The sequence below is a fragment of the Nonomuraea antimicrobica genome (assembly GCF_039536965.1).
In the GTDB taxonomy this organism is placed as follows: Bacteria; Actinomycetota; Actinomycetes; order Streptosporangiales; family Streptosporangiaceae; genus Nonomuraea; species Nonomuraea antimicrobica.
This window is the reverse complement of the sequence record NZ_BAAAZP010000152.1, coordinates 1-26,247: the sequence shown is the minus strand read 5'-3', so window position 1 is coordinate 26,247 and position 26,247 is coordinate 1. Positions and strand designations below refer to the sequence as shown.

22 protein-coding genes and 1 pseudogene are annotated in these 26,247 nt (G+C 70.8%); 13 read left to right on the top strand and 10 right to left on the bottom strand.

Features of this window, described 5'->3' with window-relative positions; genetic code table 11:
* Nucleotides 1–64 precede the first annotated feature (64 nt).
* From ABD844_RS53410 to ABD844_RS38035, 6 genes and pseudogenes are all read right to left on the bottom strand, one after another.
* A pseudogene (locus tag ABD844_RS53410) lies at nt 65–418 on the bottom strand (zinc-binding dehydrogenase); the annotation flags it as partial.
* On the bottom strand, nt 355–762 hold the full coding sequence (locus tag ABD844_RS53405) for an alcohol dehydrogenase catalytic domain-containing protein (protein ID WP_425568723.1): 408 nt from the start codon (nt 760–762) through the stop codon (nt 355–357). The gene ABD844_RS53405 and the pseudogene ABD844_RS53410, both read right to left, overlap by 64 nt.
* A gap of 736 nt (nt 763–1,498) precedes the next feature.
* Nucleotides 1,499–2,776, bottom strand: a complete 1,278-nt coding sequence (locus tag ABD844_RS38050) for a prolyl oligopeptidase family serine peptidase (protein WP_344889276.1) — start codon at nt 2,774–2,776, stop codon at nt 1,499–1,501.
* A 354-nt stretch (nt 2,777–3,130) separates the two neighbouring features.
* Nucleotides 3,131–3,805, bottom strand: a complete 675-nt coding sequence (locus ABD844_RS38045) for a response regulator transcription factor (protein ID WP_344889274.1) — start codon at nt 3,803–3,805, stop codon at nt 3,131–3,133.
* A complete protein-coding gene (locus tag ABD844_RS38040; RefSeq protein ID WP_344889271.1) occupies nt 3,802–5,094 on the bottom strand; it encodes a sensor histidine kinase in 1,293 nt (430 codons plus the stop codon). Before ABD844_RS38040 ends, ABD844_RS38045 begins: the two co-directional genes overlap by 4 nt.
* Nucleotides 5,095–5,419: 325 nt before the next feature.
* Nucleotides 5,420–6,709 (bottom strand): family 4 glycosyl hydrolase, encoded by a 1,290-nt coding sequence (locus tag ABD844_RS38035; RefSeq protein ID WP_344889268.1) that lies wholly within the window; start codon nt 6,707–6,709, stop codon nt 5,420–5,422.
* A 135-nt stretch (nt 6,710–6,844) separates the two neighbouring features.
* Between ABD844_RS38035 and ABD844_RS38030 the strand changes: the two genes are divergently transcribed.
* Entirely contained in the window at nt 6,845–8,251 is a 1,407-nt protein-coding gene (locus tag ABD844_RS38030) for a condensation domain-containing protein (RefSeq protein WP_344889265.1), read from the top strand.
* Nucleotides 8,252–8,433: 182 nt separating this feature from the next.
* Here ABD844_RS38030 and ABD844_RS38025 read toward each other — a convergent pair whose 3' ends face one another.
* Nucleotides 8,434–10,386, bottom strand: a complete 1,953-nt coding sequence (locus tag ABD844_RS38025; RefSeq protein ID WP_344889262.1) for an AfsR/SARP family transcriptional regulator — start codon at nt 10,384–10,386, stop codon at nt 8,434–8,436.
* A 256-nt stretch (nt 10,387–10,642) separates the two neighbouring features.
* A complete protein-coding gene (locus ABD844_RS38020; RefSeq protein WP_344889259.1) occupies nt 10,643–11,635 on the bottom strand; it encodes a ParB/RepB/Spo0J family partition protein in 993 nt (330 codons plus the stop codon).
* A 407-nt stretch (nt 11,636–12,042) separates the two neighbouring features.
* On the opposite strand from ABD844_RS38020, the gene ABD844_RS38015 reads away from it, so the two are divergent.
* Nucleotides 12,043–12,669: a TetR family transcriptional regulator gene (locus tag ABD844_RS38015; protein ID WP_344889256.1), complete on the top strand. Its 627-nt coding sequence runs from the start codon at nt 12,043–12,045 to the stop codon at nt 12,667–12,669.
* On the opposite strand, the gene ABD844_RS38010 is transcribed toward ABD844_RS38015, so the two are convergent.
* Both ABD844_RS38010 and ABD844_RS38005 read right to left on the bottom strand, forming a co-directional pair.
* On the bottom strand, nt 12,666–13,625 hold the full coding sequence (locus ABD844_RS38010; protein WP_344889253.1) for an NAD-dependent epimerase/dehydratase family protein: 960 nt from the start codon (nt 13,623–13,625) through the stop codon (nt 12,666–12,668). The two genes, ABD844_RS38015 and ABD844_RS38010, sit on opposite strands and share 4 nt — an antisense overlap.
* Nucleotides 13,622–14,221 carry a ScbR family autoregulator-binding transcription factor gene (locus ABD844_RS38005; protein ID WP_344889250.1) on the bottom strand — a complete coding sequence of 200 codons (600 nt, stop codon included), beginning with the start codon at nt 14,219–14,221 and terminating at the stop codon, nt 13,622–13,624. The genes ABD844_RS38010 and ABD844_RS38005 overlap by 4 nt, the downstream gene beginning before the upstream one ends.
* 264 nt (nt 14,222–14,485) lie before the next feature.
* Here ABD844_RS38005 and ABD844_RS38000 point away from each other — a divergent pair, with 264 nt between their 5' ends.
* The 11 genes from ABD844_RS38000 to ABD844_RS37950 all read left to right on the top strand — a co-directional run.
* Nucleotides 14,486–15,493, top strand: a complete 1,008-nt coding sequence (locus ABD844_RS38000; protein WP_344889247.1) for a ScbA/BarX family gamma-butyrolactone biosynthesis protein — start codon at nt 14,486–14,488, stop codon at nt 15,491–15,493.
* Nucleotides 15,494–15,692: 199 nt separating this feature from the next.
* Nucleotides 15,693–16,199, top strand: a complete 507-nt coding sequence (locus tag ABD844_RS37995) for a flavin reductase family protein (protein WP_344889244.1) — start codon at nt 15,693–15,695, stop codon at nt 16,197–16,199.
* Between the two features lie 91 nt (nt 16,200–16,290).
* Nucleotides 16,291–17,472 carry an inositol-3-phosphate synthase gene (locus ABD844_RS37990; protein WP_344889241.1) on the top strand — a complete coding sequence of 394 codons (1,182 nt, stop codon included), beginning with the start codon at nt 16,291–16,293 and terminating at the stop codon, nt 17,470–17,472.
* A gap of 6 nt (nt 17,473–17,478) precedes the next feature.
* Nucleotides 17,479–18,681, top strand: coding sequence for a hypothetical protein (locus ABD844_RS37985; RefSeq protein ID WP_344889237.1), 1,203 nt, complete (start codon nt 17,479–17,481; stop codon nt 18,679–18,681).
* A complete protein-coding gene (locus ABD844_RS37980; protein ID WP_344889234.1) occupies nt 18,678–20,174 on the top strand; it encodes a class I adenylate-forming enzyme family protein in 1,497 nt (498 codons plus the stop codon). Before ABD844_RS37985 ends, ABD844_RS37980 begins: the two co-directional genes overlap by 4 nt.
* On the top strand, nt 20,167–21,411 hold the full coding sequence (locus ABD844_RS37975) for a type III PLP-dependent enzyme domain-containing protein (protein ID WP_344889231.1): 1,245 nt from the start codon (nt 20,167–20,169) through the stop codon (nt 21,409–21,411). The genes ABD844_RS37980 and ABD844_RS37975 overlap by 8 nt, the downstream gene beginning before the upstream one ends.
* Nucleotides 21,412–21,413: 2 nt before the next feature.
* Nucleotides 21,414–21,668 carry a phosphopantetheine-binding protein gene (locus ABD844_RS37970; RefSeq protein ID WP_344889228.1) on the top strand — a complete coding sequence of 85 codons (255 nt, stop codon included), beginning with the start codon at nt 21,414–21,416 and terminating at the stop codon, nt 21,666–21,668.
* Nucleotides 21,665–22,879 (top strand): acyl-CoA dehydrogenase family protein, encoded by a 1,215-nt coding sequence (locus ABD844_RS37965; RefSeq protein WP_344889225.1) that lies wholly within the window; start codon nt 21,665–21,667, stop codon nt 22,877–22,879. Before ABD844_RS37970 ends, ABD844_RS37965 begins: the two co-directional genes overlap by 4 nt.
* A gap of 78 nt (nt 22,880–22,957) precedes the next feature.
* Nucleotides 22,958–23,599 (top strand): 4'-phosphopantetheinyl transferase family protein, encoded by a 642-nt coding sequence (locus ABD844_RS37960; protein WP_344889222.1) that lies wholly within the window; start codon nt 22,958–22,960, stop codon nt 23,597–23,599.
* Entirely contained in the window at nt 23,596–24,588 is a 993-nt protein-coding gene (locus ABD844_RS37955) for a hypothetical protein (protein ID WP_344889218.1), read from the top strand. Before ABD844_RS37960 ends, ABD844_RS37955 begins: the two co-directional genes overlap by 4 nt.
* On the top strand, nt 24,585–26,247 hold a 1,663-nt coding region (locus tag ABD844_RS37950; protein ID WP_344889215.1), incomplete at its 3' end, for an amino acid adenylation domain-containing protein. The genes ABD844_RS37955 and ABD844_RS37950, both read left to right, overlap by 4 nt.

Below are 26,247 nucleotides of genomic sequence, written 5' to 3'. Positions count from 1 at the left end.
TGGCGAGCACGACTTTGCCGGTGGTACGGCTGGTGGCGACGAGGTCGTGTGCCTTGACTGCTTCCGCCAGCGGGAACACCGCCTCGATGTGGACCTTGAGCCGTCCGTCGGCGACGAGGCCGGCCAGAGCCTGAAGCCCCGCGCCGTCGGGATCGACGAGGAAGGTCACGGCGCGTACGCCGAGTTCACCGGCGCGCTCCTGCGACCCCGGAGTCCAGGCGCCCTGCCCGCTGACCAGGACACCGCCGGGACGCAGGCATTCCAGCGCCTTGAGTCCGGCCTGTCCGCCGAGCATCTGGATGACGACGTCCATGTCGCGCACCGCGGCGGACACCTCCGTCGTGGTGTAGTCGATCACCTCGTCCGCGCCCAGTCCGCGGACGAAGGCGTGCTTGGCAGCGCGGGCGGTGCCGACCACATGAGCCCCGACGGCCTTGGCGACCTGGACAGCCAGGTGCCCGACGCCTCCGGCCACGCCCGCCACGAGCACTCACTGTCCCGGTTCGAGATCGGCGACCTCCGTGACATTTGCCAGGCCGTGAGCCCGGCCGGCGGCAGCGCCGCCGCCTCGGTGAAGCTCAAACTCTCGGGCATGCGGGCCAAGTGACGGGCGGTGACGTACTCGGCGTAACCGCCCGCCGCTCTGGGGAACCAGGGCATCCCGAACACCGGGTCGCCCGGCTGAAACCGCGTCACGCCGTACCCGGTCTTCTCCCCCACCCCGGCGACGTCCCAGCCGTTGCTGAACGGCAGGTCGAGCACCCGGTTGTAGGCCTGGCCCCGGCGCGTGAAGACATCCACCGGATTCACCCGGCCGCGACCACCCGGACCAGCACCTCACCGAACACCGGCTCAAGCTCCTCCACCTCGACCAGAGCCATGGTCGCGGTCTCTCCCCACGCCGATTGCCGAATTGCCCACATGAGCGCCCTCCTCGATCCGACGATGAGGATGTTACATACATACGCCATGTATGTAAATGACCAAAATGGTCGGCGAAGCAGTGCGCCTGCCGAAAATTACATCCATGCAGTTCAAGCGGCATGTGAGTACTCGTGGAGGACGCCGCCGAGCCGGTCTCTTTGGCGTATGTTCAGGTCGATGATCCGCTCTGGGTCCGTGATCGGATCGGGGACGGTGCGCAGCGGCGCCGCCGTGGGCTACGGGTTGTTCGTGCTGTGGCAGAGGCGAGCCCGCTCGCCCTTGATGGACGTCCGACTGCCGGCTCGGCGGCCCGTGGCAACCGGCGCCTTCCTCATCCTGATGGCGACGGCGCTGATGATCGCGGTGTTCTTCCTCGGCACCTTCTACTTCCAGCACGCCTTGGAATACGGCGCGCTGCAGACCGGGCTGCTGTTCGGGCCGGAGCCGCTCGACATCGCCACGGCCATCGAACTGTGGGTTACAAGCCCGCTGGCGACAGGTTCATCCGGAGCGGACAGTCGACGTCGAGGAAGTCGGTCCGGTTCTGATCGAGGGACGGCAGGTGCCGGCACCGTCAGGTCAGGTGCCTGTTCAGGAATTCGAGTATGTACCCCATGGTCTGCTGGGTGTTCCAGGGCTTGGAGGCTTCGGTGTCGCCCGTGAAGGACAGATCGCCGTGATCGGCGCCCTCGAGCACGTAGCGGGCGGACTCGACACCCTCGGCGCGCAACGCCTCATGCACGATCAGGGTCTGACTGGGTGAGACGAAGTGATCCTGGGAGCCGTGCAGTTCGATGAACGGCGCGGAACGGCTGCTGACATGGCTGGCCGGGTTGGCCGCCCGGACCTCCGGCGTCTCGTCCTTGACGGACCGTTCGGTCCCCGGGCCGTACACCCACTGCGCGAAGCCGTTGCCAGGTGTGTAGGTGTCGTTCTGCATGTCGACGTCGAAGTCGGCGGCGAGCTTGGACAGGTCTGAAGGGCCGAACTGATCCACTACGCCCTGGACCTCGCTGCTCTGGTCCAGGTTGTCGCCCTGCTCGTACTGCTTGTCCCCATTGGTGGCTCCGGCCATTGCGGCCAGGTAACCTCCGGCCGACTGACCCCACACCGCCACATTGGCCGGATCGATGCCGTACTCGCTTGCGTGCGCACGCAGAAAGCGCACGGCGGACTTCACGTCGGCGACCGCGTCCTTGTAGGTGGCGTTACCGTTGCTGACGGTCCGGTATTCGATGCTGGCCACCACGTAGCCCTGTTCGGCCACCCAGGTGCGCTGGTTCAGGTTCGCGGACTTCTGCGCGAAGTTGAACCCGCCACCGGTGATGTAGACGACCAGGGGCTTGCTGCCGGCCGACCCCGGTGTCTGGATGTCGAGCTTCAGCGGGATCTGCCGGCCGTCTGTCGTGGTCGGAGTGGCATACGTGATGTCGGACTGAAGTCTGACCGGCGTCTTGCCGCAGGTGATCTCCGGTCCCGCCGGCGTGTAGACGGTGCTCGTGCTGTTGTCGCTCGGCTTGATCGTCTTCGCGATCGACAGCTCCCGGATCGGGCCGGGGGATGTCCCTGCCGGCGGGCTCGCCGCGCCGGGCGGCGCGGAAGGGGTACCGCCGGCGGCCGGGCCGGACGGCGGAGCGCCGCCGTTGCGTCCGGCGAAGGACGGCTGCGGGCACGCCGCGGAGGCGGAAGCGGAAGAGGAGGAGGCGGAGGCGGGCCTCGGCGTCTCCGCGCTGCTGCTGCCCGACGAGCATGCGGCGACCGTCAAGCAGCCCAGAGCCGTCAGCACGGCCGGTACCGCTACCCTCCGTCTGCCGTACGGCCTGGCGGTCGGCTTCGCGTCTTCGTGGTTCACTGCTGTCTCCCTCCAACGGTCCGGAGCGGCTCACTCCGGTGCGATCCACTGTCACGACCGGTGGCTGTAATCGGCGTCGTCTGCGCGCGGTTCGTTGAGGTACTGCGGCCGTGGTACGCCCGGCGTCCCGGCCGACGCGTCCGCCCGCACCGACTGGTGGTCGCGGAAAAATCACCGCACGCTCGCCTGGAGCGCAGCCCGGGGCGGGGGGCGGGCCCGGGGCCGCTGCCTACCGTGGTCACGCCGCCGGGCCGCGGGTCGAGCACCGCCCACACGGCCCATGACCTGCCCGCCGCGATCGGCCTCAACGCCTACCGCATGGTCCAGGACACGGCGCCGGCGCGGCTCAGCCGTCTAGAGGGTATCGCCGGGGCGTACCAGTCCGGTCTGGTAGGCGATGACGACGAGTTGCGCCCGGTCGCGTACTCCTAGTTTCGTCATGGCCCGGTTGACGTGCGTCTTCGCGGTGGAAGGGGAGAGGTAGAGCCGCGCGCCGATGTCGTTGTTGGACAGGCCGAGCGCGACCAGCGCGAGGATCTCGCGTTCGCGGTCGGTGAGGATGTCGAGGACGGAAGCGTCCGGGAGCGGACCGGGGTCACCGCTGGCGAGGAACCGGGCGATCAGCGCTTGGGTGGCTTTGGGAGACAGGAGGGCGTCTCCATCGACGACGGTTCGGATGGCGTCGATCAGCTCCGTCGGGGTGGCGCCTTTGCCGAGGAAGCCGCTGGCCCCGGCGCGCAGGGCGCGCAGTACGTATTCGTCGAGCTCGAACGTGGTCAGGATGAGCACCCGCACTCCGGCCAAGTTCTCGTCGGCCGTGATCTGCTGGGTCGCCTGGAGCCCGTCGATCTCCGGCATGCGAATGTCCATGAGCACGATGTCGGCACGGGCGGTGCGGGCGAGTGTGACCGCCTCGCGGCCGGTGGCGGCCTCGCCGACGACTTCGAGATCTGGCGCGGATTCGACGATGCCACGCAGGCCGGCGCGGATCAGGGCCTGGTCGTCGGCGATGAGGACGCGAGTCGTCACAGTCTGCTTTCTGGTTGGGCCGCCATGGGCAGGACGGCATGAACGTGGAAGCGGTCCCCGGCCGGACCGGCCGCGATCGTGCCGCCGACGGCATGCACCCGTTCGCGCATGCCGATCAGGCCGTGCCCCGTCTCGCCTGATGGCGTGATCGGGGGCGCTGCCGGGTTGTCGACGTCGAGCACGACGGCGTTCGCGCGGTATTCGATGCGCAGGTTCGCCAGATGCCCGATGCCATGCTTGTGCGCGTTGGTCAGCGCCTCCTGGACGATGCGGTAGGCCGCCTGGTCGATTGCCGCGGGCAGCGGGCGCTCAGGGCCGACCTGACGATGTTCGACCCGCAGCCCGGCCGCAGCGACCGTGTCCAGCAGCTCGCCGAGCTGCGACAGGCTCCGTACCGGCTCGGTGGGCGCATCGGCGTCACCGTTCTGCCGTAGCACGGACAGGATCGTGGTCAGCTCGCCGAGGACGGTCTGGGCTGCCTGCCGTACATGGCCCAGAGACGCTTCGGCCTGCTCCGTCCTGGTGCGTACGGTGTGTTCGGCCAGCCCGGCGTGCACGTTGATCACCGCGATGTGATGGGCGACCACGTCATGCAGATCCCGGGCGATGCGCATCCGCTCCTCGGCGATCCGGCGGCGGGCCTCCTCCTCACGAGTCTGCTCCGCCCGCCTGGCGCGCTCCCGGACCGAGGCTACATAGGCCCGACGGTTGCGAGTGGCGTCACCGATCGCGGTCGCCATGCCGATCAAGGCAACCACACCCAGCGGCGGGCCGAGCCAGACCTGATCGGTGAAGGCGACGGTTCCCACGTACCCCACGGCCGCCGCCGTCCCACTCGCCAGCCACGCGCTCCGCCGGTTGGTCTGAGCGGCCACGGTGTACGCGGCGACGACAGTGACCGCGACGAAGCCGGCCGGATCGTTCGCGGACCCGGCCACGGCTATCACCAGCGCCGTCAACACAGCGAGCAGTGGCAGTGGCCATCGGCGACGTACGAAGACCAGCCCGAAGGCGATGACCGCGACGAGCGCATCTTGCCAGGTCATCGGCCTGCCTTCGGCAGTTCCCGGGCGTGTGACCATGATCAGGCCGGCCGCCACCACCGCGACCGCGAGAACGACGTCCAGCACGAGTGGGGGCACCTGTCGCCATGGCGGGGACGACTGGATGCCCGATTCATCCATAAAAATCACTTTACCGGCCTGGTAGGTCGTCCGGAATCGACTGAATGCGGTATGCGTACCTACCGCAGGCACGGTAGCGAACAGTGCGCCTGCCGAAAATTGCATCCATGCAGTTCAAGCGGCATGTGAGTACTCGTGGAGGACGCCGCCGAGCCGGTCTCGTCGGCGTATGTTCAGGTCGATGATCCGCTCTGGGTCCGTGCTCGGATCGGGGACAGTGCGCAGCGGCGCCGCTTGGTCCAGGGCTTGATGGGCGCGGTGGTGGCACCGACGGGTCTTCCCCGAGCAGTACGCCAGCGCCGCTCACGCCGCCCTGGCTGACCGGCTCCGGGTACGGCTGCCGGTCGGACACACCGGCCAATTCCGGGACGCGGAACAAGCTCAGGTATGGTCACTGGGCCGTTGCGGACACCCCGGGAGGCGAGCGCTCTCAGCGGAGGGAGTCTGGGAGCAGGTGCTCATGCGCCGCGAGCAGCTCATCGCAGAGCGCGGCGATCTCGGGCATCGGCAGCGTCGCTGAGGTGTTCGGGTCGAGCATGGCCGCGTGCCGAACGTGGTCCCGGCTGCCCGACAGCACGGCACGTACTGTCAACTCGGTCACGTTCAGGAAGGTCCGGCAAAGCGCCGCAAGTTGCGGCGGCATCGGTCCGATGGCCGTCGGCGTCGCGCCATTCGCGCCAACCGTGCAGGGCACCTCGACGCAGCACCCGTCCGGGAAGTCTGGAAGCAGGCCACAGTTGCGCACGGTGGCGTACACCTCGCGCTCGACGCCGGTCTCAATGGAGTGAATGAACCCGGCGGCGAGCTCGTCGGTGGGGCCGAGCGGACCGACGGCGCGTTCGGCGACGGCATGGGTCAGGTCCGCCATCTGGCGGCGGTAGCCGGCGGCGCGGTCTGCGGCGCAGTCGGCCACCGCGCTCAGCCGCGCCAACTCCTGGTCGTGCCGCATGATCCACGGAAAGTACTCGGCGGTGCCCTCAGGGGCGGTCGGGAAGAAGCCGAATCTCCGGTACAGCTCGGCCCTCAGCCGCATCCGCGGGGGTAGCTGGACGGCGGCCAGCGCGTCATCGAGCCTGGGATAGAGCGAGGTCCCCTGGTGTTCGAAACGCAGGACGAATGCTTGGTGGTTGAGGCCGGCGGCGCGGAAGCCGACGTCGGCCGGCGCCATTCCCACCAGGGCGGCCAGTTCCTCGTGTGTCTCCCGCACCGAATGGCACAGGCCGACCACCCGCCGCAGCGGCGTGGCATCAAGTATCGCCTGGATCGACATGGCCATCGGGTTGGTGTAGCTGAGCAGCCAGGCGTCCGGGCAGTGCGCGACCATCTCCTGTGCCAGCTCGACCATGACGGGGAGGGTTCGCAGGCCGCGGAAGATGCCGCCGATGCTCAGCGTGTCGACGGACGGCTGGCGGACCCCGTACCTGGCAGGGACGTCGAGGTCGACGCAGGTGGCGTCGATGCCGCCGACCTCCAGTTCGGTGATGACGTAGTCCGCGCCGGTCAGCGCCCGCCGCCTCTTGTCGTACGTCCGCACGGCGGCGCCCGCACCCGTACGCTCGACGATCGCCCGGGAGAGCGCCGCTACCCGGTCGAGTAATCCGGTGTTCGGGTCGAACAAGGCGAATTCCAGCTCGCCGAGTTCGCTCATGTTGCAGAGGTCGACAATGTCGGACTGGCTGAACTCGATGCTGTTGGCTCCGATGAAGGCTACTTTTCTCACTCCTCGAAGTCTGGAATCGCGGGGACGGTGGTGCAATCCCCGCCGACCGGCCCTGTATCAGGGGCGTATCAGTTGCGGACAGCATGCGGCCAGGCCCTCTCAACGGGCATCGCGCGGCACGCGGAGGTAGGAACGGTGAAGACTGATCCCCGCACATTTCCCCTGTCCGCCAGCCAGGAGCTGCTGTGGGAGCACATGGCGGCGCTGTCCCCTGGCGACCCCGGAGCCGCGCCGGAGGTCGCGGTGTGCTTGCGGGAGTTGCTCGGCCCGCTGGACCCGGAGGTGTTCCGCAGAGCGGTCGCCCAGGTCGCGGCCCGGCATGACCCGCTGCGCATGAGGTTCGTCACGGCCGGCCGCGACCCGCTCGTGGTGATCGAGCCCGGCGTCGAAAATCCGCTGGGCTTCGCCGACCTGAGCGCTCTGCCAGGCGACCGGCAGGAGAAGGAGCTGTCGAAACTCTGCGCGGAGACGAGCGGGCAACCGTTCGACCTGGGCCGGGCACCGCTCTGGCGGGCCTGGCTGGTGCGGTTGTCGTCGCAACACCATGTCCTGATCGCCGCCTTCTTCCATCTGGTGGCCGACGGGTGGTCCACGCAGGTCTTCGCCGAGGAAGCAACGGCCTGGTACGGGAGTCTCACCGGCCGGTCCCCCGCGCCGTCCGAGGTCCGTGCCGGATTCCCGGAGATCCTCACGATGCAGGCCCGCGAGCTGGCCGAGACCGCGGCGCGGCGCGAGTTCTGGCGAAGATCGCTGCGGCCGGTGCCGAAGCCGGTCGCGTACCCGGTGCGGTCGATTGACCCGCAGATGGATGTGCGGGCGATGGAGGCCGTCAGGTTCCGGTTCGCGGCGCACGTCGGCCGTCGGCTGCGCGGGGTCGCCTGGCGGGCGAAGACCACCGAGTACGTCGCGCTGTTGACCGCTTACCACATCCTGCACCGGCGTCGCACCGACGCCGAGCGGATCGTGATCGGCACCACCACGCTGGGGCGGTCCAGCCCGGTGGCCAGACGCCTGATCGGGCAGTTCACCAACGACGTCTACATGGCGACGGACATCCGCGGCGAGAGCTCGCTGGCCGACACGGTCCGGCAGGTGCACGAAGCGCTCGAGGCGGCCATGACCAACGCCGTCTCGTTCAAGAGCCTGGCCCAGGCGGCGAACCCCGACTTCGCCGCCGAACGTCCGTGGCCGGACATCCACCTGTTCGACTCCTACCTCCAGGCGGAGCCGCCGGCGGCGCCCGATCTCGAGGTCGCAGGTCTGCGGGTACGGCAGCTCCGGATCGACCAAGGGGACGCCGGATCCGCGGCCTCCGTGCTCAGGGCCGGCGACGTTCCCGCCTTCCGGCTGCCGATCTGGATCAAGAAGAGCGCGCCGTTCATGCTCATCGACGACGACCGGCTGGGCGGTGCTCTGGTGTGCAACCCCGGGTTCTTCGAGGAGGGCCTGGCCAAGGAGCTGGTCGCCGAGTACGTGGAGATCGTCGAGGCACTTGCCGAGGACCCCTCCATGCCGGTGGCGGCGGTCACGTCCGCCCTGTGACGCATCCGCTGTTCGTGGAGCAGGTCGTCGACGTGGTCGGGCTGTATCACGACCCGCCCGAGCGGCGTCCAAGAACTGGATCAGTGGAACGACGACCCGCAGCCGTTCGTCTGGGCCAAGACCGCCGAAGAGATCCTCGAACCACTCACCAAATATTGCCGACGAATCTCAGGCGCATGACACTAGCGAGTGGTCGGTAGCTGTTCGCGCAGTTGCGCCCGCAGTAACCGGGGCACCTCGTAGCGGTGGCGCTCCTCCTCCCCGGGGACGACAGCCAGCAGATTCTCCCGCACCAGGCGGACGAGGATCCTCGACACCTCGGGCAGTGGCGCCCCGGTGAGACGGCTCGCCTGGTCCTCGGTGAAGGCCCGCGCCGAATCGCCCGCCAATGCGGACAGCACCCGCTGGTCGAGGGCGTGCAGTGACGTGTGTCCGTGGTCGAGCCGTGCTCTGATCGACGCGTCACCGGCTTCGAGCTCGTCAAGCATCGTGGACTCCTCCTCCAGTTGGTCGGCCAGCTGCGACAGGCTCATGCCCCGGCACAGCACCAGCCGGCCGGCGGCGATGCGCAGGCCGAGGGGCAGCCCGCCGCAGGCCATGACGATGCGGGCCGCGGCCCCGCGGTCCTCCTCATGCAGGTCGCGGCCGGCGGCGTGGGCGAGCAGGCTCGCGCCGGCCTCGGTGTCGAGCGGTTCGAGGTTGCAGTGCCAGGTCGCGTCGAGGCCGACCAACTGCCGCCGGCTGGTGACGATCGTCATCGACCAGCCACTCCACAGCAGCGGGCGGACGAGCTCGGCGTTCAGTATGTCGTCGAGTACAAGCAGCATCCTGCGGCCGTCAAGGATCCGGCGTAGCAGCGCGGTGCGCTGCAGATCACCGTCGGGCGCGCTACCCGGCCCGGCGAGGATGATCAGCAGCTCCTCCAGCACGTCCGACAGCGACTTCGGCTGGGCGGACGAGCTGTCGAGGCCGAGGTAGATCTGCCCGTCCGGGCAGTACCGTCGCAACTGGCGGGCGAGGGTCAGCGCGAGCGCCGTCTTGCCGATCCCGGCCGTGCCGGTGAGCGACACGGTGACCGGGGACGCGGCGCTCTGCCGATGTGGCCGGCCCACGCCGCACAGCGCCAGGACGGAGGCACGCTCATGCTCTCGCCCCACCAGATGCCGTGGCGGCGGCGGGAGGGCCGTGACGGGCGCGGGTGCCGGCCGGTTCGCGCTGCCGCGGCCATTCAGCGGTGTGATGCGCCGCCGCGGCGGCCGGACCTGCGGCTGCGGCTCTGCCGGAGCGTCCGGCGTGTCAGCGGGGCGGTGGTGTGCGCCGTTGCGGGAGTCGCTCACCTCTGGCGCCGGTCCGTCCGGCGACGGATGCGCCGGCACGGGCAGCGCGTGCGCGCCGCTGGTGAGGATTTCGGCGTGCAGGCGCTTGAGGGATTCGCCGGGTTCGACGCCGAGTTCACGGACGCAGATCTGGCGGACGCTGCGGTACGCGCTGAGGGCGTCGGCGGTCTGCCCGGCCGCGCGGAGCGCCGCGATGAGCTGGAGCCAGCCGCGTTCGTCGAGTGGCCGCTCGGCCACCACCCGGCGCAGGTGCGGCATGACGATGGTGTGGCGGCCGACTGCGAGCTCGGCGTCGACCCAGTCCGCCGCGACCCCCCAGTACTGCTCCTCAAGCGCGAGGACGTCCGCGGCCAAGTTGGGCTCGAGGTCCGGGACCTCTTCCAACGGGCGTCCCCGCCATAGCTGGAGGGCGCGGCGCAGGATGGCCGCCGCCTGCTCGTGGTCTCCGGAATTCGCCGCCGTCCGTCCCCGAGCGGCGAGGGTGCGGAACTCCTCGAGGTCGAGCTCGCCCTTGCCCACTTTCAGCTCGTAGCCGGAGGGATGGCTCTTCACCCTGCCGTCCTCGTCGCCGATCTGCCGGAGCAACTGGCGGATCTCGTACACATAGGTGCGCAGGTTCGCCACGGCGGACTTGGGCTGGTTCGAACCCCACATGCGCTCGATGAGCGAGGTCACCCCGATGGGCCGTCCGGAGTTCAGCAACAGGACGGACAGCAGCAAGCGGCGCTGCCGGCCGGTCACCGCGAAGGAGCCGTGCGGGCCGTCGATCGACAGCGGCCCAAGGATGCGAAAGAGCATTTCACACCTCCGTGGCTACGCGTACGGTGCCTGCGAGGTCTGGCGGCATGGTCCACCGCGGGCGCAGGACGGTGTAATGGAAGCGCTTCCACGTGAGTCGCACAAGTTTCCTCTCCGCTTCTCGCTCCCAATTCGGTGTCCGACTGAGGAAGTTACGCAGTCAGACATGGAGATGCCGGCCGATGCTCAAGCCGGCCGAACACGGCAGACCCACCCTCCGGCGACCCGGTCGGGCAGGACCTTCTCACTCGTTCCCTCACAGGCGCTCAACGCTCCGGCGTTCCAGATGCGTGGCGATCTTGTCCCAGCTCATGGCGCACGCCCGGGCCATGGCGGCGATCTGCATCGCCTGGTGGTCGGGCGCTCGCAGCACCAATTCGGCATCTCGCTCGCGGACGAGCCGTGCCTCAAGGCATCGGATGATCAAACGGCCCTCGTCGTTGTATTTGAGGGCAGGATCCCGCCGTAACGAAGCAAGGTACGACGTGGGTTCTGTGGGTGGCATGACCTGGCAGGGCCCTGCGGCGCTCGGCCCGCCGCGCCCCACCGGCAGCGGGCTCTTCCCACGGCTGAGGCGCTCGCGAACGTCCCGCGCGGTCTCCACGGAGACGCCCGCGGCCTTGGCCACCTCCCGTAACGACAGGTGCGGTTCGCGGGTGAGGATGTCCCCCGCCTTCAGGCGCCCATCGACCGGGCTGAGTGGCCGGGCCCGGCCGTCTCGCCCGACTCTGACGGGCGGCTGCGCCGGCTGCGGTCCAGTGGTGCGCCGCAGCGCCCCCACTGTCTTGCCGGAAAGCCCGGTCTTGGCGGCGATCGCCCGGTCCGACCACTCAGGGAAGCTCCGCAGTATCCGCCGCGCCGACTCCTTCCGCTCCGCCAGGGTCAGCGGCAGCCCGTGCCGCACGTTGGACTCGACAGCCAGCAGGAAGGCCTCCTGCTCTGTGCCGTGGAAGTACACGACCTCGACGCTCTCCCGGCCGCCCAGGCGCGCCGCGTGCAGCCGGTGCATTCCGTCGATGACCCGCATCGTCTCGCGGTGCACGATGATCGGCGGCAACTCGTCCGCGATCTCGGCCAGCGTGCGTACGTGGCCGAGGTCGACACCGGCCAGCCGAGGCGAATCAGCGTTGCGCAGCACGTCGGTCGGGACGCGCACCGTGGCGGCCCCGAACCCAGGGGGCCGGTCGGAGCCGGCAGCCTCCTCGAGGTACGCCGGTGCAGCGGCGGTTGCATCGCGCGTGCTGCTCATCGGTAGGGCTCCTTCTGTCGCAGAACACGGTGGTGGCGGACAGGGTGCGCGAGGACAGGATGTGCGAGGGCAGGGAGCGCCGCGCGGCTGGGCGCGCTGCGGTTGTGGGGCGGTGCGGGCGGCGACACGCGGGACACGCCCTCCGGCGGAGTGACCCAGGGAGGTTGGCACAGCCTGGTGCGGTTGCGTCGTACCGCAGACAGTCGCTCGGCCGCGATCGGGCGGCCACCTCTGCGCGGCTCACCTCGGGCATCGCGCCACCCCTCCCGTCTCGGAGGAAGAGGAAAGAAGAATACTCACTATGTTTGTACCACAAAGAGAGCGCTCGCTTTGTTATTTTGCCAGGATCCTCTTCGGAGGCACAGACAGAGGGAGCCGACCAGCATCGCCCAGACTGGGAGCTGATCATGACCAAACAGGAACGGGCGGGAAAGACGAGAAGGCTCCTCATGGAGGCGGCGGCCTTGGAGTTCGCGGGTCGCGGGTACGCAGGCACCACGCTCCAGGGGATCAGCGCCATCGCGAACACCACCATCGGCGCCCTCACCTTCCACTTCTCCGTGAAGTCCGCGTTGGCCGATGCCGTGTGTGAGCACGGATGCGACGTCACCCGCGAGACAGTGCTGCGCGCCGAGCTGCGCGGCCTCCCGCCGCTCGAGACGGTGGGGGGCATCACCCGTGCCCTCGCCCAACTCCTTGAGGGCACCCACGTGGTACGGGCCGCGGCGCGGCTGTCCCGCGAACGACCCGGGCTACACCCCGAGTGGTACGACTCCTGGATGCCCGCGGTTCGGCGACTGCTGGCGCAGGCCCGCCGCGAGGGCTCGTTACGCGCCGACCAGGACACCGAGACCATCGCCGTATTGGTCGGCTGCCTGGCCGCGGGCCTGGAGGCGACGGCCACACCGCTGTGCGCGCCACCGGCGACCCGGAGCTGGGAGGCCCACAGCCAGGTGGACGAAGTGTGGCGAGTGGTCAACGCGGGCATCGAGCCACCGCCCGCGGCGACCGACGTCTCGGGCGAGGCCGGCTAGGACCTGCCCTCGCCGGCCTGCGAGCGGTACCAGGATGCGGCCGCGCCGAGACGGGCGAGCGGTCCGGGCCCTGGAGCGCAGCCCAGGAGCTGCCAGATCTCGTCGCAGTGGTAGTGGTGGTCCTGGGCGAGAAGCGCGAACTGCCGCTCGCTCACCTGTCCTGGTGTGCTCCGCAGCCGGTGCAGGCACGCCTCCCAGGTCAGCCCTTCTGCATCGTCCGCCGCGGGCGGCAGGATCCGGTGCCTGGTCAGCGCGGCCAGCAGAGCCCCCACCCGCACCGGCTCCGGGTTCGCGGCGTGATACACGCCGACCGGGGCGGCGTCCGCGGTGACCGCCGCCGCGACCAGCCGGGCCAGGTCCGCCACGTCGATCAGTGACAGCAGCGCCCGCCCGCCGTCCCACCGGCCGGGTACGCGCTGTGCGAGCTCTCTCAGGGCCGGCACCACCCAACGGTCCCCCGGTCCCAGCACCAGTCCGGCTCGCAGCACGAGACCCGCCGCACCTGTCACGGACCGCTCCGCGGCGAGCCGGGTGCGGCTGGTCGCGGAGATGGGAGCCGGGGTCAGCTCTCCCGTCTCGGCGCCGCGGTGCGGTCCAGGGCCGTAGACGGCGGTGGTGGACACGTACACGATCCGCCGGACACCTGCCGCCTGCGCCTCCGCGACCAGCTCCGCGGTGCCGCGCTCGTTGACCGCCACGCAACGCGCCTGATCCCGGCCCACGTACGGGGCCGCGTGCACCAGGACGCCGGCGCCCTCGCACAGTCCTCGCAGCGACGCCGGCTCCGTCAGGTCGGCCCGCGCGTATTCCACGCCGGGCACGCGGTGCGGCCCTACCGGCTCCGTGCGGCAGACGGCCCGGACCCGGGCGGGGACGCCGACAGCGCTCAGCCGGCGCAGGATGGCAGATCCGATGAAACCGGTGGACCCGGTGAGGACGACCCGTCCACGGGTCATGGCTGCGGGCCCTCGGGGGCGGCCTCGATCCGGAGCCAGGAGATCGCCTCCGGGGAGGCGACTCCTGGCAGCAGGTAGCGCCACATGGTGGCGATGCGCTCGAGCAGGTCTGCCCGGCCGGTGGAGATCTCGGAGAGCAGCTGGGTGCCGCTGTAGGCGCCGACCAGCGCCCGTGCGAAGTCCTCCACGTCCACGCCGGGGAGCAGTTCGCCGCGCCGCTCGGCGGCGACGAGCTGCTCCGTGAACCGCTTGATCCACAGCTCGTACGGCGCGGACTCCCGCATGCCGAAGTCGCCCTGTTCGACGGCGAGCCGGACACCGGCGCGGAAGAGGACGTTGGTGCGCAACTGGCGGGCCACCTCCATGCTCATGTCCAGCAGGCGCTGCAGGCCATCCTCGCCGGGCGGGAAGTCCAGGTCGGCGTCCTGCTCGGCCATCACCGCACGGGCCAGGTCCTCTTTGGAGGAGAAGTGGTGGTACATGGCGCCCATCGTCGTGCCGGACCGGCGGACGATCCTGCTGATGCTCCCGCCGGAGAAGCCGGACTCGTCGAACACCTCGGCCGCGGCGCGCAGGATCCGCTCTCGGGTGCGCACTGCGCGCTCTTGTCTGGGATGGGGCATGGCTCCTCACTACCCGCCGCACGAGGAGTCGGCCCTCGGCGGCGACGAGCGTTACCCAATGTACGCACTCGCGCAGCCGCCGGACCAGCACGGCCGACGCCCGCGACGGCGGTCGCCCGCACCCACCTCGACATTCCTACAGAACACTCTTTACGTTATTGGCCGGGACGGTCCCCCGACATCACATGCCCCCGTGGCCTCGCCGGTCTACACGTCGATGCACACACAGGAAATCAGATGAAGCCCATCATGCGCGGTCCTGAACCTGTCTCATCCCACACCTCCGACAAGCTGCCCGACGCGCTGCACCAGCTCACCACCACCGTGCCCCGTGAGTACGTGCACAAGGCGGCGATCGCCGAGGTGCTGCTCACCGACTGGACACAAACCGGTGGGGATACGTTCACCATCACCGCCCAGTGGCCCAGGGAACACTGCTTCTACACCCCTGGCACCGGCTACTACGACCCGCTGCTGTTCGCTGAAACGGTGCGGCAGACGCTGCCGTTGCTCTCGCACGTCGCCTACCAGGTGCCGATCGGCCACCATCTGATCTGGGACCACTTCTGCTACGCCATCCACGGCGCAGGCGCCCTCGCCATCGGCCCGCAGCCCGCCGACGTCGCATTACAGGTGCGCTGCTTCGACATCGCGCGGCGCCGGGACCGGATCGCGGCGCTTTCGCTGCGGGTGGACGCTCTGCGCGACGGCTCCCCGCTGGGCACCGCCGAGACCAGGTTCAGCTGCCACCCGCCCGCCGTCTACCGCCGGGTGCGGGGCCGTCGCGCCGGTTTCGACCCCTCCCTCGGCGGCCTGCCGCCGGCGCCGCCGCCGCTGCCGGCGTCCCAGGTCGGCCACGAACGGCGCCGGAACGTCGTGCTTTCCGCGACCGACACCCCTGGGCGCTGGCAACTGCGGACCGACACCACGCACCCCGTGCTCTTCGACCACCCGGTTGACCACGTTCCCGGAGCCGTGCTGCTGGAGGCCGCGCGTCAGGCGGCGGTCGTCCTGTCGCGGCCCATGCCCGCGGTGGCAGTCGGCATGCGGGCGACGTTCACGAGATTCGCCGAGTTGGACGCCCCGTGCTGGATCGAGGCGCGGCCCGGGCCGGCCGATCACACGGTCCACGTCACGACCCGGCAGGGCGAGGAGGAGTTGTTCAGCGCCGTCGTCACAACGGAGCTGACCGGCACAGCGGACGACGGCACCCAGGTGACGGAGCCGGCATACGTCCCAGCCTGACCACGAGTCCTGGGGCCGCCGGAAGCCCGGCGGCCCCAGGACGACCGCCCGATGGCCCCGTCCGCCCGGGACTCTCGGCTACGTGAGGGATACACCGTTCATATCCGCGGGACCTCCTTCCACTCGGCGCGCACCGGCCGGTCGGTGAATTTCCGCGCACTATCGTGGCCGCGCCTGTCTCCGAGGAAGGACGTGCACCATGCAGGAAATCCGTGACCTCCGAACGCCGCAGCAGGGCTCCGCCGACCTCCTGCGGTCCGTATTCGGGCAGCACGCGGCAGGGGTGGCCGTGATCACGGCGATGGGCGAGCGGCCCGTCGGACTAACGGCCGCCTCGCTGTGTTCCGTAGCCCTGGAGCCCCCGGTGGTCTCGTTCAACATCGGGACCCGTTCGTCGTGCTGGCCCGTCATCAGTCGCGCGGACCACGTCGTCGTCCACCTACTCGGCGAGCAGCAGCAAGGGCTGGCCGCCACCTTCGCGCGTCATGGTGCCGACCGCTTCGCCGAATACACGCACTGGACCGCGGGCCCTCGCGGGATCCCCGTGCTGGACGGCGTACTGGCCTGGCTCATGTGCGGTGTCACGGCCCGCATCCCCGTAGGGGACCACCGGCTGATCCTGGCGAGTGTGCTCCTGGGCGATCAATCCGGCGCGGGCCGCCCGCTCATCTACCACCAAGGGCGCTACAACGCACTCAAGTACTGAGCTCGCCGGGCGACGTATGCGGTCCGTATCCGCGTCTACCAGTCTCGCTTTCTGAACGAGCCGAGCACGCCAGGTAAGCGAGGAGAGAGCCATGTCTATCGCGTCTGCCGACGTCCCGACCGGCATCTGGTTCAACGGCGCCCGTGGATCCGTTGCGACGACCGCCGTGACCGGACTGCTGGCCCTGCGGGAGGGGCTGGTCGCACCGATCGGGTGCGTCACGAAAGGCGCCGAGTTCGCGCACGTACAGTTGCCTGATTGGGCGCAGTTCACCGTGGGCGGGCACGACATCGTCAACGATCCGATCGAGAAGCGGGCCGAACACCTCGTCGGGACCGGTGTCATCCCGCCGGAGCTCTACCAGGCGGTTCGGCCCGGCTACGCAGCCGTCGAAGCGGAGCTGCGCGAAGGGTGTCAATCAGACACCCTCAAAGGGACGCAGCACGCGGCGATCGAGCGGATGAGCGCCGACATCGCGGAGTTCAGGGAACGCAACCACCTGCACCGGGTGGTCGTCGTCAACGTGGCCTCCACCGAGGCCCCGGTACCGCTCACCGACGACGTACGGGACGTCGCGAAACTCGAGCAGGCACTGCTCGACCCCTCCCGCCGTGTGCTGCCGCCCAGCTCGATGGCCGCCCTGGCGGCGTTCAGGGCCGGGTGCGCGTTCGTTGACTTCACCCCCTCGGCGGGCGCCCGGCTGCCCGCGCTGGCGCAGACGGCCGAGCGCCTGCGGGTGCCATACGCCGGTTCCGACGGCAAGACCGGAGAAACCCTGCTGCGAACAGTGCTGGCGCCGATGTTCACCTCCCGTGCGCTGCGCGTGCTGTCGTGGGCCGGGACGAACCTGCTGGGCGGCGGGGACGGTGCGACGCTGGCGGACTCGGCGACGGCCGAGAGCAAGATGCGCTCGAAGTCGGGCGTGCTGCCCTCGCTGCTCGGCGAGGACGTGCCGGCGCCCCTGCACATCGACAACGTGCCCGACCTGGGCGACCACAAGACGGCCTGGGACCACATCTCCTTCGAGGGTTTCCTGGGCATCCGGATGGCGCTCCAGTTCACCTGGCAGGGCATCGACTCCACGCTGGCCGCCCCGCTCGTGCTGGACCTCGCCCGGCTCATGGCCGCCGCCCACGCCGCCGGGCGGGTCGGCGCGGTCACCGAGCTGGCCTTCTTCTTCAAGGATCCGGTCGGGCTGGACACGCACGAACTGGGCAAGCAGCAGGTGCGGCTCGTCGAGTGGGCCCGCTCCCTGTCGACGTCGACCAGGTGAACCGCCGTGGCCATGGAACCGGACCGGACGGACTGGCAACGGCTGCTGGCCCAGGTGCGAGCTGACGCACTGGACTGCCTGCAGTCCAACCTCGCCGTTGTCGCGGACCGCCGCCACGGCCCCGGTACCCACCTGGCCCTGGGCGCGGGCTGGGGATTCCAGCCGGGTGCCGACGGTGGCTTCGAGCGTTCGCCCGCGGAGCGGCTCGCGGAGGCGGAAACGGCACTCGGTCTGCGGGTGGCCGAGACGTGGCGGACTTCAGACGGGACGTTCCTGCGTCGGATGGCGCGCGAACACGACCCGCTCTTCGTGGTGAGCGACGCGCACCGGATGCCGTGGCTGCCCTACGCGGGACGCGAGCACATGACGCACAGCTTCCTGCTGTGCGCCGGTCCTGACGACGACCGGGTGACGATCGTGGACGCCTACCACAACGACACCCGCTGGGGACCCGCACGACCCGGTACGTGGACGCTTCCCGCGGACGAGGTCGGCGCGCTGCTCGGCGACTGCGCCACCGCCTACCTCCTGGAGTCCGCGCACGTCACGGACGTTCACCCCGGCCGCGTCCTCGCGGAGAACGCGGCCCGGCTGAGCGCCGCGGAAGGGGACGGGGAACGCTACCTCAAGCGGGCCCGCCAGTGCGTCAAGGATCCCGGCACGCTGGATCGCCTGGTCCTGGACATCTGGATGCTGCTGCGGGAGCGGATGCTGCACGAAGCGTGGTTACGCCACGCCGGCCTACCTGCCGAGGCAGTGGGCCCGATGGGCGACCTTGTCGACCGGTGGCGAGCCCTGGCCACGCAGAGTTACGTGGCCCAGCGGCGGCGACAGCGATCGGGTGTCCAGGACCTCTCTCTGGCGGACCGCATGGCCGCCCTGCTGCGCGACGAGGCCGAGGTCGCCCGGCAGCTCGTGCACGTGCACGCGCACGCCGGCGCCGGGGACGAAGCCGTGGTGGCGATCCGGCGTGCGCTGATGGAGACGCTGTCGATCGACGCTGAGGCACTGGATCGGGCGCCGACCCTGCGCGAGCTCCCCGGCTTCGACTCCTATCGCCTCGTCGAGGTGCTCGACTCCGTCGAGCAGCTCCTGGGCCGGCCGTACGACGCCGCCGGCCTGTCGGCGCGTACCGTGCGCGACGCCGTCTCACTCGCCGAGCTGTTCTCGCCGGCCGAACGGCACAGCGGTATCCGGGTGTTGCCATGAGCGCGACCGTCATTCACGACCTGCTGGATGCCGCGGCCGCCGCGCACCCCGGGCGACCGGCCATCGGGGACGGCACTGACTCGATGACCTACTCCGCGGTGCGACTGGCCAGCCTCCGCCTGGCGACCTGGCTCCTCGGTCAGGGCGTGCGCGGGCGGGAGCGGATCGTCGTCAGCGAGGCGGCGGGTCCGTGGCTCGCTCCCCTGCTGATCGGCGCCGCACGCATCGGCGCCGTCTCGGTCCCGCTCAGCGCCGGGGCGCCGCCCGTCGTCGTACGGCACATCCTCACCGACGCCGAGCCCGCGCTCGTCATCGGCGACGGCGCGACCATCGGCGAGGCGGCGCGCAGCGGCATCGTCCACCGCGGCCTCGATGAGATGCGCGCCGCGGCCCGCACCGGGCCGCACGACGCCGGCATGCCTTCCCGCACCCTCCCTGTGGACCCCGCGTGGTTCATCTACACCTCCGGCAGCACCGGCGCGCCCAAGGCCGTGGTGTCCACCCACGCCCAGGTCGTCTTCGCGGCGCGGGCGGCACACAGAGAGCTGGGATACATCAGGGACGACGTCGTGTACAGCCCGCTGCCCCTGTCGTTCGACTACGGGCTGTACCAGATCCTGCTGGCCACCCTCGGCGGGGCACGGCTGGAGCTGGGCTCGGCGAAGGACGCGGGCCGGGCCCTGCTGGGCCGGCTGTGCGAGACCGGAGCGACGGTGTTCCCCGCGGTGCCGTCACTGGCCTCCACCCTTGCCCGGCTGGTGGAGCGGCCCGGCGCCCGCGCGCCCGTCCTCAGGCTGCTGACGAACACCGGAGCAGCCATGCCCGCTGACGTCCTCGCCACGCTGCGCAAGCACATCCCCGGACTCAAGGTGCAGCTGATGTACGGCCTCACAGAGTGCAAACGGGCGACGATCATGCCGCCCGACGGCGACTTGCTGCGTCCGGGCTCATCCGGACGCGCGCTTCACGGCACTGAGGTGTTCGCCGTCGACCAGCGGGGAGAGCGGCTCCCTCCAGGTGACGTCGGCGAAATCGTGGTGCGCGGGCCGAACGTCATGAGCGGCTACTGGCGGCGCCCGCAGCTCACCACCGAGCGGTTCCGCCGGGTTGACGGACTCTTTCCGCAGCTCCACACCGGCGACTACGGAAGCGTGGACGCGGAGGGCTACCTCTATTTCGACGGGCGGCGCGACGACGTCTACAAGGAGCGCGGCACCCGCGTCAGCTCCCTCGAAGTCGAGGCCGCCGCCAACCGGATCCCCCATGTCCGGGACGCCTGTGCGGTGCCACCGCGCGCCCCGGCCCACGGAGCGACGCTGGTCGTGGCGTCGGAGCTGACTCCCGGACAGGTGCTCGCAGCGCTGACCGGCCATCTGGAGGAGACGAAGATTCCGCGCAGATGCCTGACACTCCCCGCGCTCCCGCTGACGGCCAACGGGAAGATCGACCGGCTGCGGCTGACGCGTCTCGTCGAGGAGACCTCTGATGCCTGACACCACCCTGCCGGCCGAAGCGTACAAGAGGGGCACACCAGCGTACGTGTACGACCTGAACGAGGTCGAACGGTGCCACCGGACGCTTGTGGCCGCGCTGCCTCAGCCGAGCCGCCTCTACTACTCACTCAAGGCGAACCCGCATCCCGCCGTCGTGGCCCGGCTGAGTCGCATCGGCTGCTCCCTTGAGGTCAGTTCGGCCGGCGAGCTGGCCACCGCGCTCGCGGCCGGGGCCGACCCGGCGGCGATCCTGTACACCGGCCCGGGCAAGCGAGACGCGGAGGTTCGCGATGCGGTGGCGGCGGGAGTGCGCTGGTTCTCGGTGGACTCCCCGCACGGACTGGATCAGGTCGATCGGGCGATGGCGGCCCAGGCCGGCACGGCGCGGTGCCTCCTGCGGCTGAACGGACACGAGCAGGCCGCCGGGCAGGGCCTGACGATGACGGGCATAGCCTCGCAGTTCGGGGCCGACACCGAATGGCTGGAGGCCGAGCCGGATGCCTTCGCCTCCCGCCCTCGGGCGTCGGTGTCCGGCCTGCACCTGTATCTCGGCACGAACCTCATGACGGAAAGCGAACTCCTCGCGCAGTTCGCGGCCGCCCTGCGCACCGCCCAGCGCGCACAAGCCGTGATGCGGGACCGGATCGAGGTGCTCGACCTCGGAGGCGGCTTCGGCGCGCCGTTCGCCCGCTCCGGCCACCTGCCCAGCCTTTCGACGCTGGCGGGCGAGCTCGCGCGGCTCCTGGACGACTCCTTCGCGGGCTGGCGGGACGGGCGCCCGCTGGTCGCCTTCGAGTCAGGACGCTTCCTCACGGCCACGTGCGGCACGCTGATCACCCGAGCCGTGGACGTCAAGTGGTCGCACGGCACTCAGGTCGTCGTCCTCGAGTCGGGCATCAACCACCTCGGCGGCATGTCAGGGCTGCGCCGGCTGCCGCCCCTGCTGCCGGAGTTGGCGAACGGCAGCGGGGGCGGCGGTCCGGCAGAGCGGTCGCTGGTCACAGGACCGCTGTGCACGCCGCTGGACATCTGGGTGCGGGCCGCGCCGGTGCCCCCGGTACGGCCGGGTGACGTGTTGGAGGTGCCCAACGTGGGGGCGTACGGCCTGACCGCCAGTCTGACCGGGTTCCTGGGCCATCCGGCGCCGCTTGAGGTGATCGTCGAGGGCGGCGAGATCACCGAGGTGTCGCGGCTCGTATGGGAACGTCATGCGATTGACCGTACTGAGGAGAGCTGACCATGGACGCACAGTTCGTCGACATCCTGCGGCCGTACCTGAAGTACGCGGGAGACCAGGAGATCACCGACACCGCACGCCTGCGGGACCTCGGACTCGACTCCATGCGTGAGATCGAGTTGCTCTTCGCCATTGAAGACACCTACGGCATCTTCTTCCCCGAGGAGCGGATGGTGGACCGGACGTTCGAGACGGGCGGCACCCTCTGGAAGGCGGTCCAGGAGATCCGCGGCGCGACGCAGGCGGCGGCGTCATGAGCTCCGGGACGCTCACAACAGAGCTGCCAGGAGCGGGCCTGGTGCCGGATCCCGCCTGGCGCGAGGCCGCCGAGGCCGTCGCGGCGGTCGCGAGCGAGCACGCCGACCAGGCCGACCGGGACGCCGCCTTTCCCGCGGCGGCCCTGGCGGAGATGCGCAGGACCCGGCTGCTGGGCCTACCCGTGCCCGTCGAGCACGGAGGCTGGGGTGGCGGCTTCACCGAGCTCGCCGACGCCACGATCGCCCTGGCGCGGGCGGACATGACGACCGCTCTGGTCTTCGCCATGCACTGCCAGCAGGCCACCGCTGTCGTCCGGCACGGCGATCCTCAGCTCCTCCGGGACCTGCTGCCCACACTGGCGCGTGGCGAGATCTACCTCGGCTCGGTCACCACCGAGCCCGGTACGGGCGGGCAGCTACTGACCTCCGAGTCCCCCTTGCAGGAGAGCGGCGGCACGCTCGTCATCGACCGCGTCGCTCCCGTGGTCACCGGCGGCAGGCACGCGGACGCGTTCCTGGTGACCATGCGGTCGGCAGGCGCCGCCTCGCCCACGCAGGTCGACCTCGTGTACGCCGCGCGGGACCACCTCGAGGTCGAGGTCACCGGCGGCTGGGATCCGCTGGGCATGCGCGCCACCGAGAGCGTGCCCCTCCGGCTGCGTGGCGCCGTTCCGGCCACGCACCTGATCGGCGGTCCCGGCGGCTTCCCCGACATCGCCGCCGGACTCTTCGGGCCTGTCGCGCACATCGGCTGGGCCGCCGCGTGGCTCGGCACCGCGGCCGGGGCCCTCGCCCGGGTCATCCGGTACGTACGGGGGCAGAGCGGCCCGCGGGGCCTCGACGTCTCCTCGCCGCTGGTGCTGTCCAACCTGGCCGTGATCCGCGAACGCGTGGACACGGTGCATGCGCTGCTGCGGCACACGCTGCGGGTCGTCGCCGACGAGGAGACCCGGCACGGCGCGGTCTCCTCCACGTCAGCACGCCTCCTCGTCAACACGCTCAAGACGCGGGCCTCGGAGGAGTGCTTCGCGGCGGTGAACGGCCTGGTAGAGCTGGTCGGCCTGCGCCACGGCTACCTCAAGGGCTCGCCCACGGGACTGGAGCGGGCCTTCCGCGACCTGCGCTCGGCATCGCTGAACTTCGCGAACGACCGGCTGCGCACCGCCGATGGAGCCATGGCGCTGCGCGACGTCTCAGTCCGGCTCGTGTGACCTGCACGGTCACGTCCCAATCCTCAGACGCGTTCCGGAGAGCTGCTCATGCCTGGTGGAGTCGAATTCCCTGACGCCGTGCCGGAGTTCGCCGGCTCCGGCGCCTTCGTGCACGTGTCCGCCTGCCCGATCGGCGATGCCCCCATCGGCCTCTGCGTGCCCGACGATCTTGCCGCGGCCGGCGGGCTGCCTGCCTGGCGGGCCGCGGAGCGGATCGCGGCACGCGCTCTGCTGCGCAGTCTGCTGGTGGTGACCGCGGACGAGGAGGCGGCGGCCGCGCCTGTACGCGGCCGGAAATCCGGGCGTCCCTTCCTGGGCGGACGGCCCGACGTCGCCGTGAGCCTGTCGCACAGTGACGGGTGGGCCGCGGCGGCCGTCGGGCTTCGCGGCCGGGTCGGGGTCGACGTCCAACTGCCGCGGCCGCGCATCGCGCCGGTCCGCGGCGGCGAGGGAAACCAGAGCGGTGCGGGAAGCCAGAGCGTCGCGTCGCGCCGGCCGCGGACCGTCGCGTCGGTCGTGGAGGCAGCCTGGATCTGGTCGGTTCAGGAAGCATGTGTGAAAGCGACCGGCGAGGGACTGGCCGGTCGTCCCTGGCAGATCCCGGTAGAGCCGGGCGCGAGCACCGGCCGGTGGGGGAGGCTGCGCTGGGCGGCGTTCAGGGAGTTGTTCCCGGTCCCGGTCAGTTGCGCCTGGGACCCGGGCGCGGAGGCCGGCTCGTGACCGCGGCCACGATCATCGACTACGACGGTCTGAGCTGCTACACCGCCAACCTGGCGGCGTATCTGGACGGCGAGTTCGACGCAGCCGACCTCATCTCCCGCAGCGTGCGATCCGCCGCGCGGACCGATCTGCCGCCGCCACTGCTCGCTTTCTCCCACCACCGCGTCCGCCTGGAGCGGCTGCCCGACGGCAGCCGCCTGCGCTACCGGCACGCGTCGTCCGCCGCGGACGCCCTCCGCGCCGTGGCGGACCAACTGCACCAGTTCGGCCGGGTGCTCATCCTCGTCGACAACCGCAGGCTGCCGTGGTCACCCGCCCTCCCTGCCGGCCCGAGCGCCCCGCACTGGCTGCTGGTGGACGGCGCGGAAGGAGGCGACTGGCGGGTGCGGGACGAGTTCGCCGGCCTGCTGCCGGACGGCCGGCAACGGCCCTTCGCCGGCCGGTTCTCCTCCAGCCGGCTCGCTGAGGCCATGGAAACGCCCGAGTGGAACGAGCAGCAGCGGATGCGCAACAGGCTCGCCTGCGGTTTCCCGCTCGCCGGAGCTGACGTGCCGGGATGGTGGTGGCTGGAGCGCACCCGGGAACCGCGGCCGGCTCAGCGGTCAGCCGAAGAGACCGAGGCACTGCCAGGGCGGTGGCTCGAAGGTGAGCGGTCGGCCCTGACGTTCCTCGGCGATCGGCTGGCCCGGTCGGCCGAGTCGGCCGCACTCCACCTCGACGACTGCTGGGCCCTCGCCGGGCACCACCGCTTCGCCCTGCGGCACCGTCTCACCGCCGCGGCGCCTGGTGATCCGGCCCGCCCGATGCTGGCAGCGGCGGCGGAGCGGTGGGCGGCGCTGCCGCGGCTGCTGCGGTACGCGGTGGAAAGCGCCGCCCGCGGCCGGCCCCGCCCGGGAATCATCCGCCGGGCCTTCGCCGACGCCCTCGCCGCCCAGCTCGCCCTCGGGCAGACCGACGCCGACCAACCCTTCCCAGGAGACCAGACGTGATCACTTCACCAGGAAGCCTCACCTCCCGCACCAGCACCTTGTGGCACCTGTTCTCGTCGAGCGCCGAACGGGCCGCCGACGCGACCGCACTCGAGATCGGCCCGCACAAGCTGACGTACGCCGAGCTACACACCAGCGCCGAGCAGCTCGCCGCCACGATCGAGTCGCGGATCGCCGGCCCGGCACCCGTCGGACTGCTCGCCGGACGGGATGCCGGGACCTACGCGGGATACCTGGCCGTGTTGCGCACGGGCCGGCCGGTGGTTCCCCTCAGCCCTCGGTTCCCGGCGGCGCGTCTGGCGCAGATGTGCCGGTCCGCAGGCGTCGGCGTGCTGCTGACCGATCCCGGCTCCGCCGAGCTCGCCGCCGGCATCGCGCGGGACGTCCCCGGCGTAGAGGTGTGCGTGCACCCCGGCGACGGCGAGCCGGGGCCGGCGAAGTCCAGGGCCGCGCCAGGGCCGGCCTCCGCGTATCGGGGGGAGCCTCAGGACGTCGCCTACATCCTCTTCACCTCAGGCTCGACCGGTAGGCCCAAGGGCGTTCCGATCCGGCACCGGAACCTCTCGGAGTACGTGGCCGCCAGTCTGGAGCGGTACGCGCTCACGCCGGAGTGCCGGGTCTCCCAGCACTACGCCCTGACCTTCGATCCCTCCGTCCTCGACATGTTCCTCGCCTGGGGGTCAGGCGCCACCCTGGTCGTGCCCAGCCGCGAGGAGGAGCTGACACCGATCTCGTTCGTCAACGAACGTGGAATCACGCACTGGAGCTCCGTCCCCTCGGTGATCTCCCTGGCCCGCCGGATGCGGACGCTCACGCCCGGCGTGCTGCCAGGGCTGCAGGTCAGCATCTTCGCGGGCGAGCAGCTCACCCTCGACCAGGCCACGGCGTGGGCGGACGCGGCGCCTGGCAGTGTCATCGACAACCTCTACGGGCCGACCGAGCTCACCATCACCTGCACCGCCTACCGACTGCCCAGCGAGCGGTCCGCGTGGCCGCGGACGCCGAACGGGACGGTCCCCATCGGCCGGCCGCTCCCCCACCTGGAGGCGGTCGTCAGGGCGAGCGGCGAGGACGGCGGAGAGGGAGAGCTGTGCGTCCGCGGCTCTCAGCGCTTCCCCGGCTACCTGGATCCGCGGGACGACGAGCACCGCTTCCTCAAGGGCGCGCCACCCGACCTTGCCGAAGTCGCCGGGCGACCGGCGGACGGCGACTGGTACCGCACCGGTGACCGGGTCCGGTGGTGGGAAGGCGAGCTGCTGCACCTCGGCCGCATCGACGACCAGGTGAAGGTGAGAGGGCACCGCATCGAGCCCGGCGAGATCGAAGGTGTGCTGCGAGGACACGACGGCGTCGCGGAGGCCGCCGTCGTGCCGGTCGAGGCCGACGGCGACGGCGGCGTGGAGATACACGCCGTCTACACCGGGCTGCAGGGACTCGGCGACGACCTGCGGGCGGCGGTCGAGGCCGTGCTGCCGCCGTACATGACCCCCAGCGGCGTTCACCACGTGCCGGCGATGCCGGTGAACGAGAACGGCAAGACCGACCGCCGCCGGCTGGCGGCGGACCTACGGCGACGTCTGCGGCGGGGCGCGGCGCGCACAGAGCCGCTCGCCGGCGGCGGCCAGGGCGCCGGCCCGGGCCTTGGCGAGCTGGCGCTGG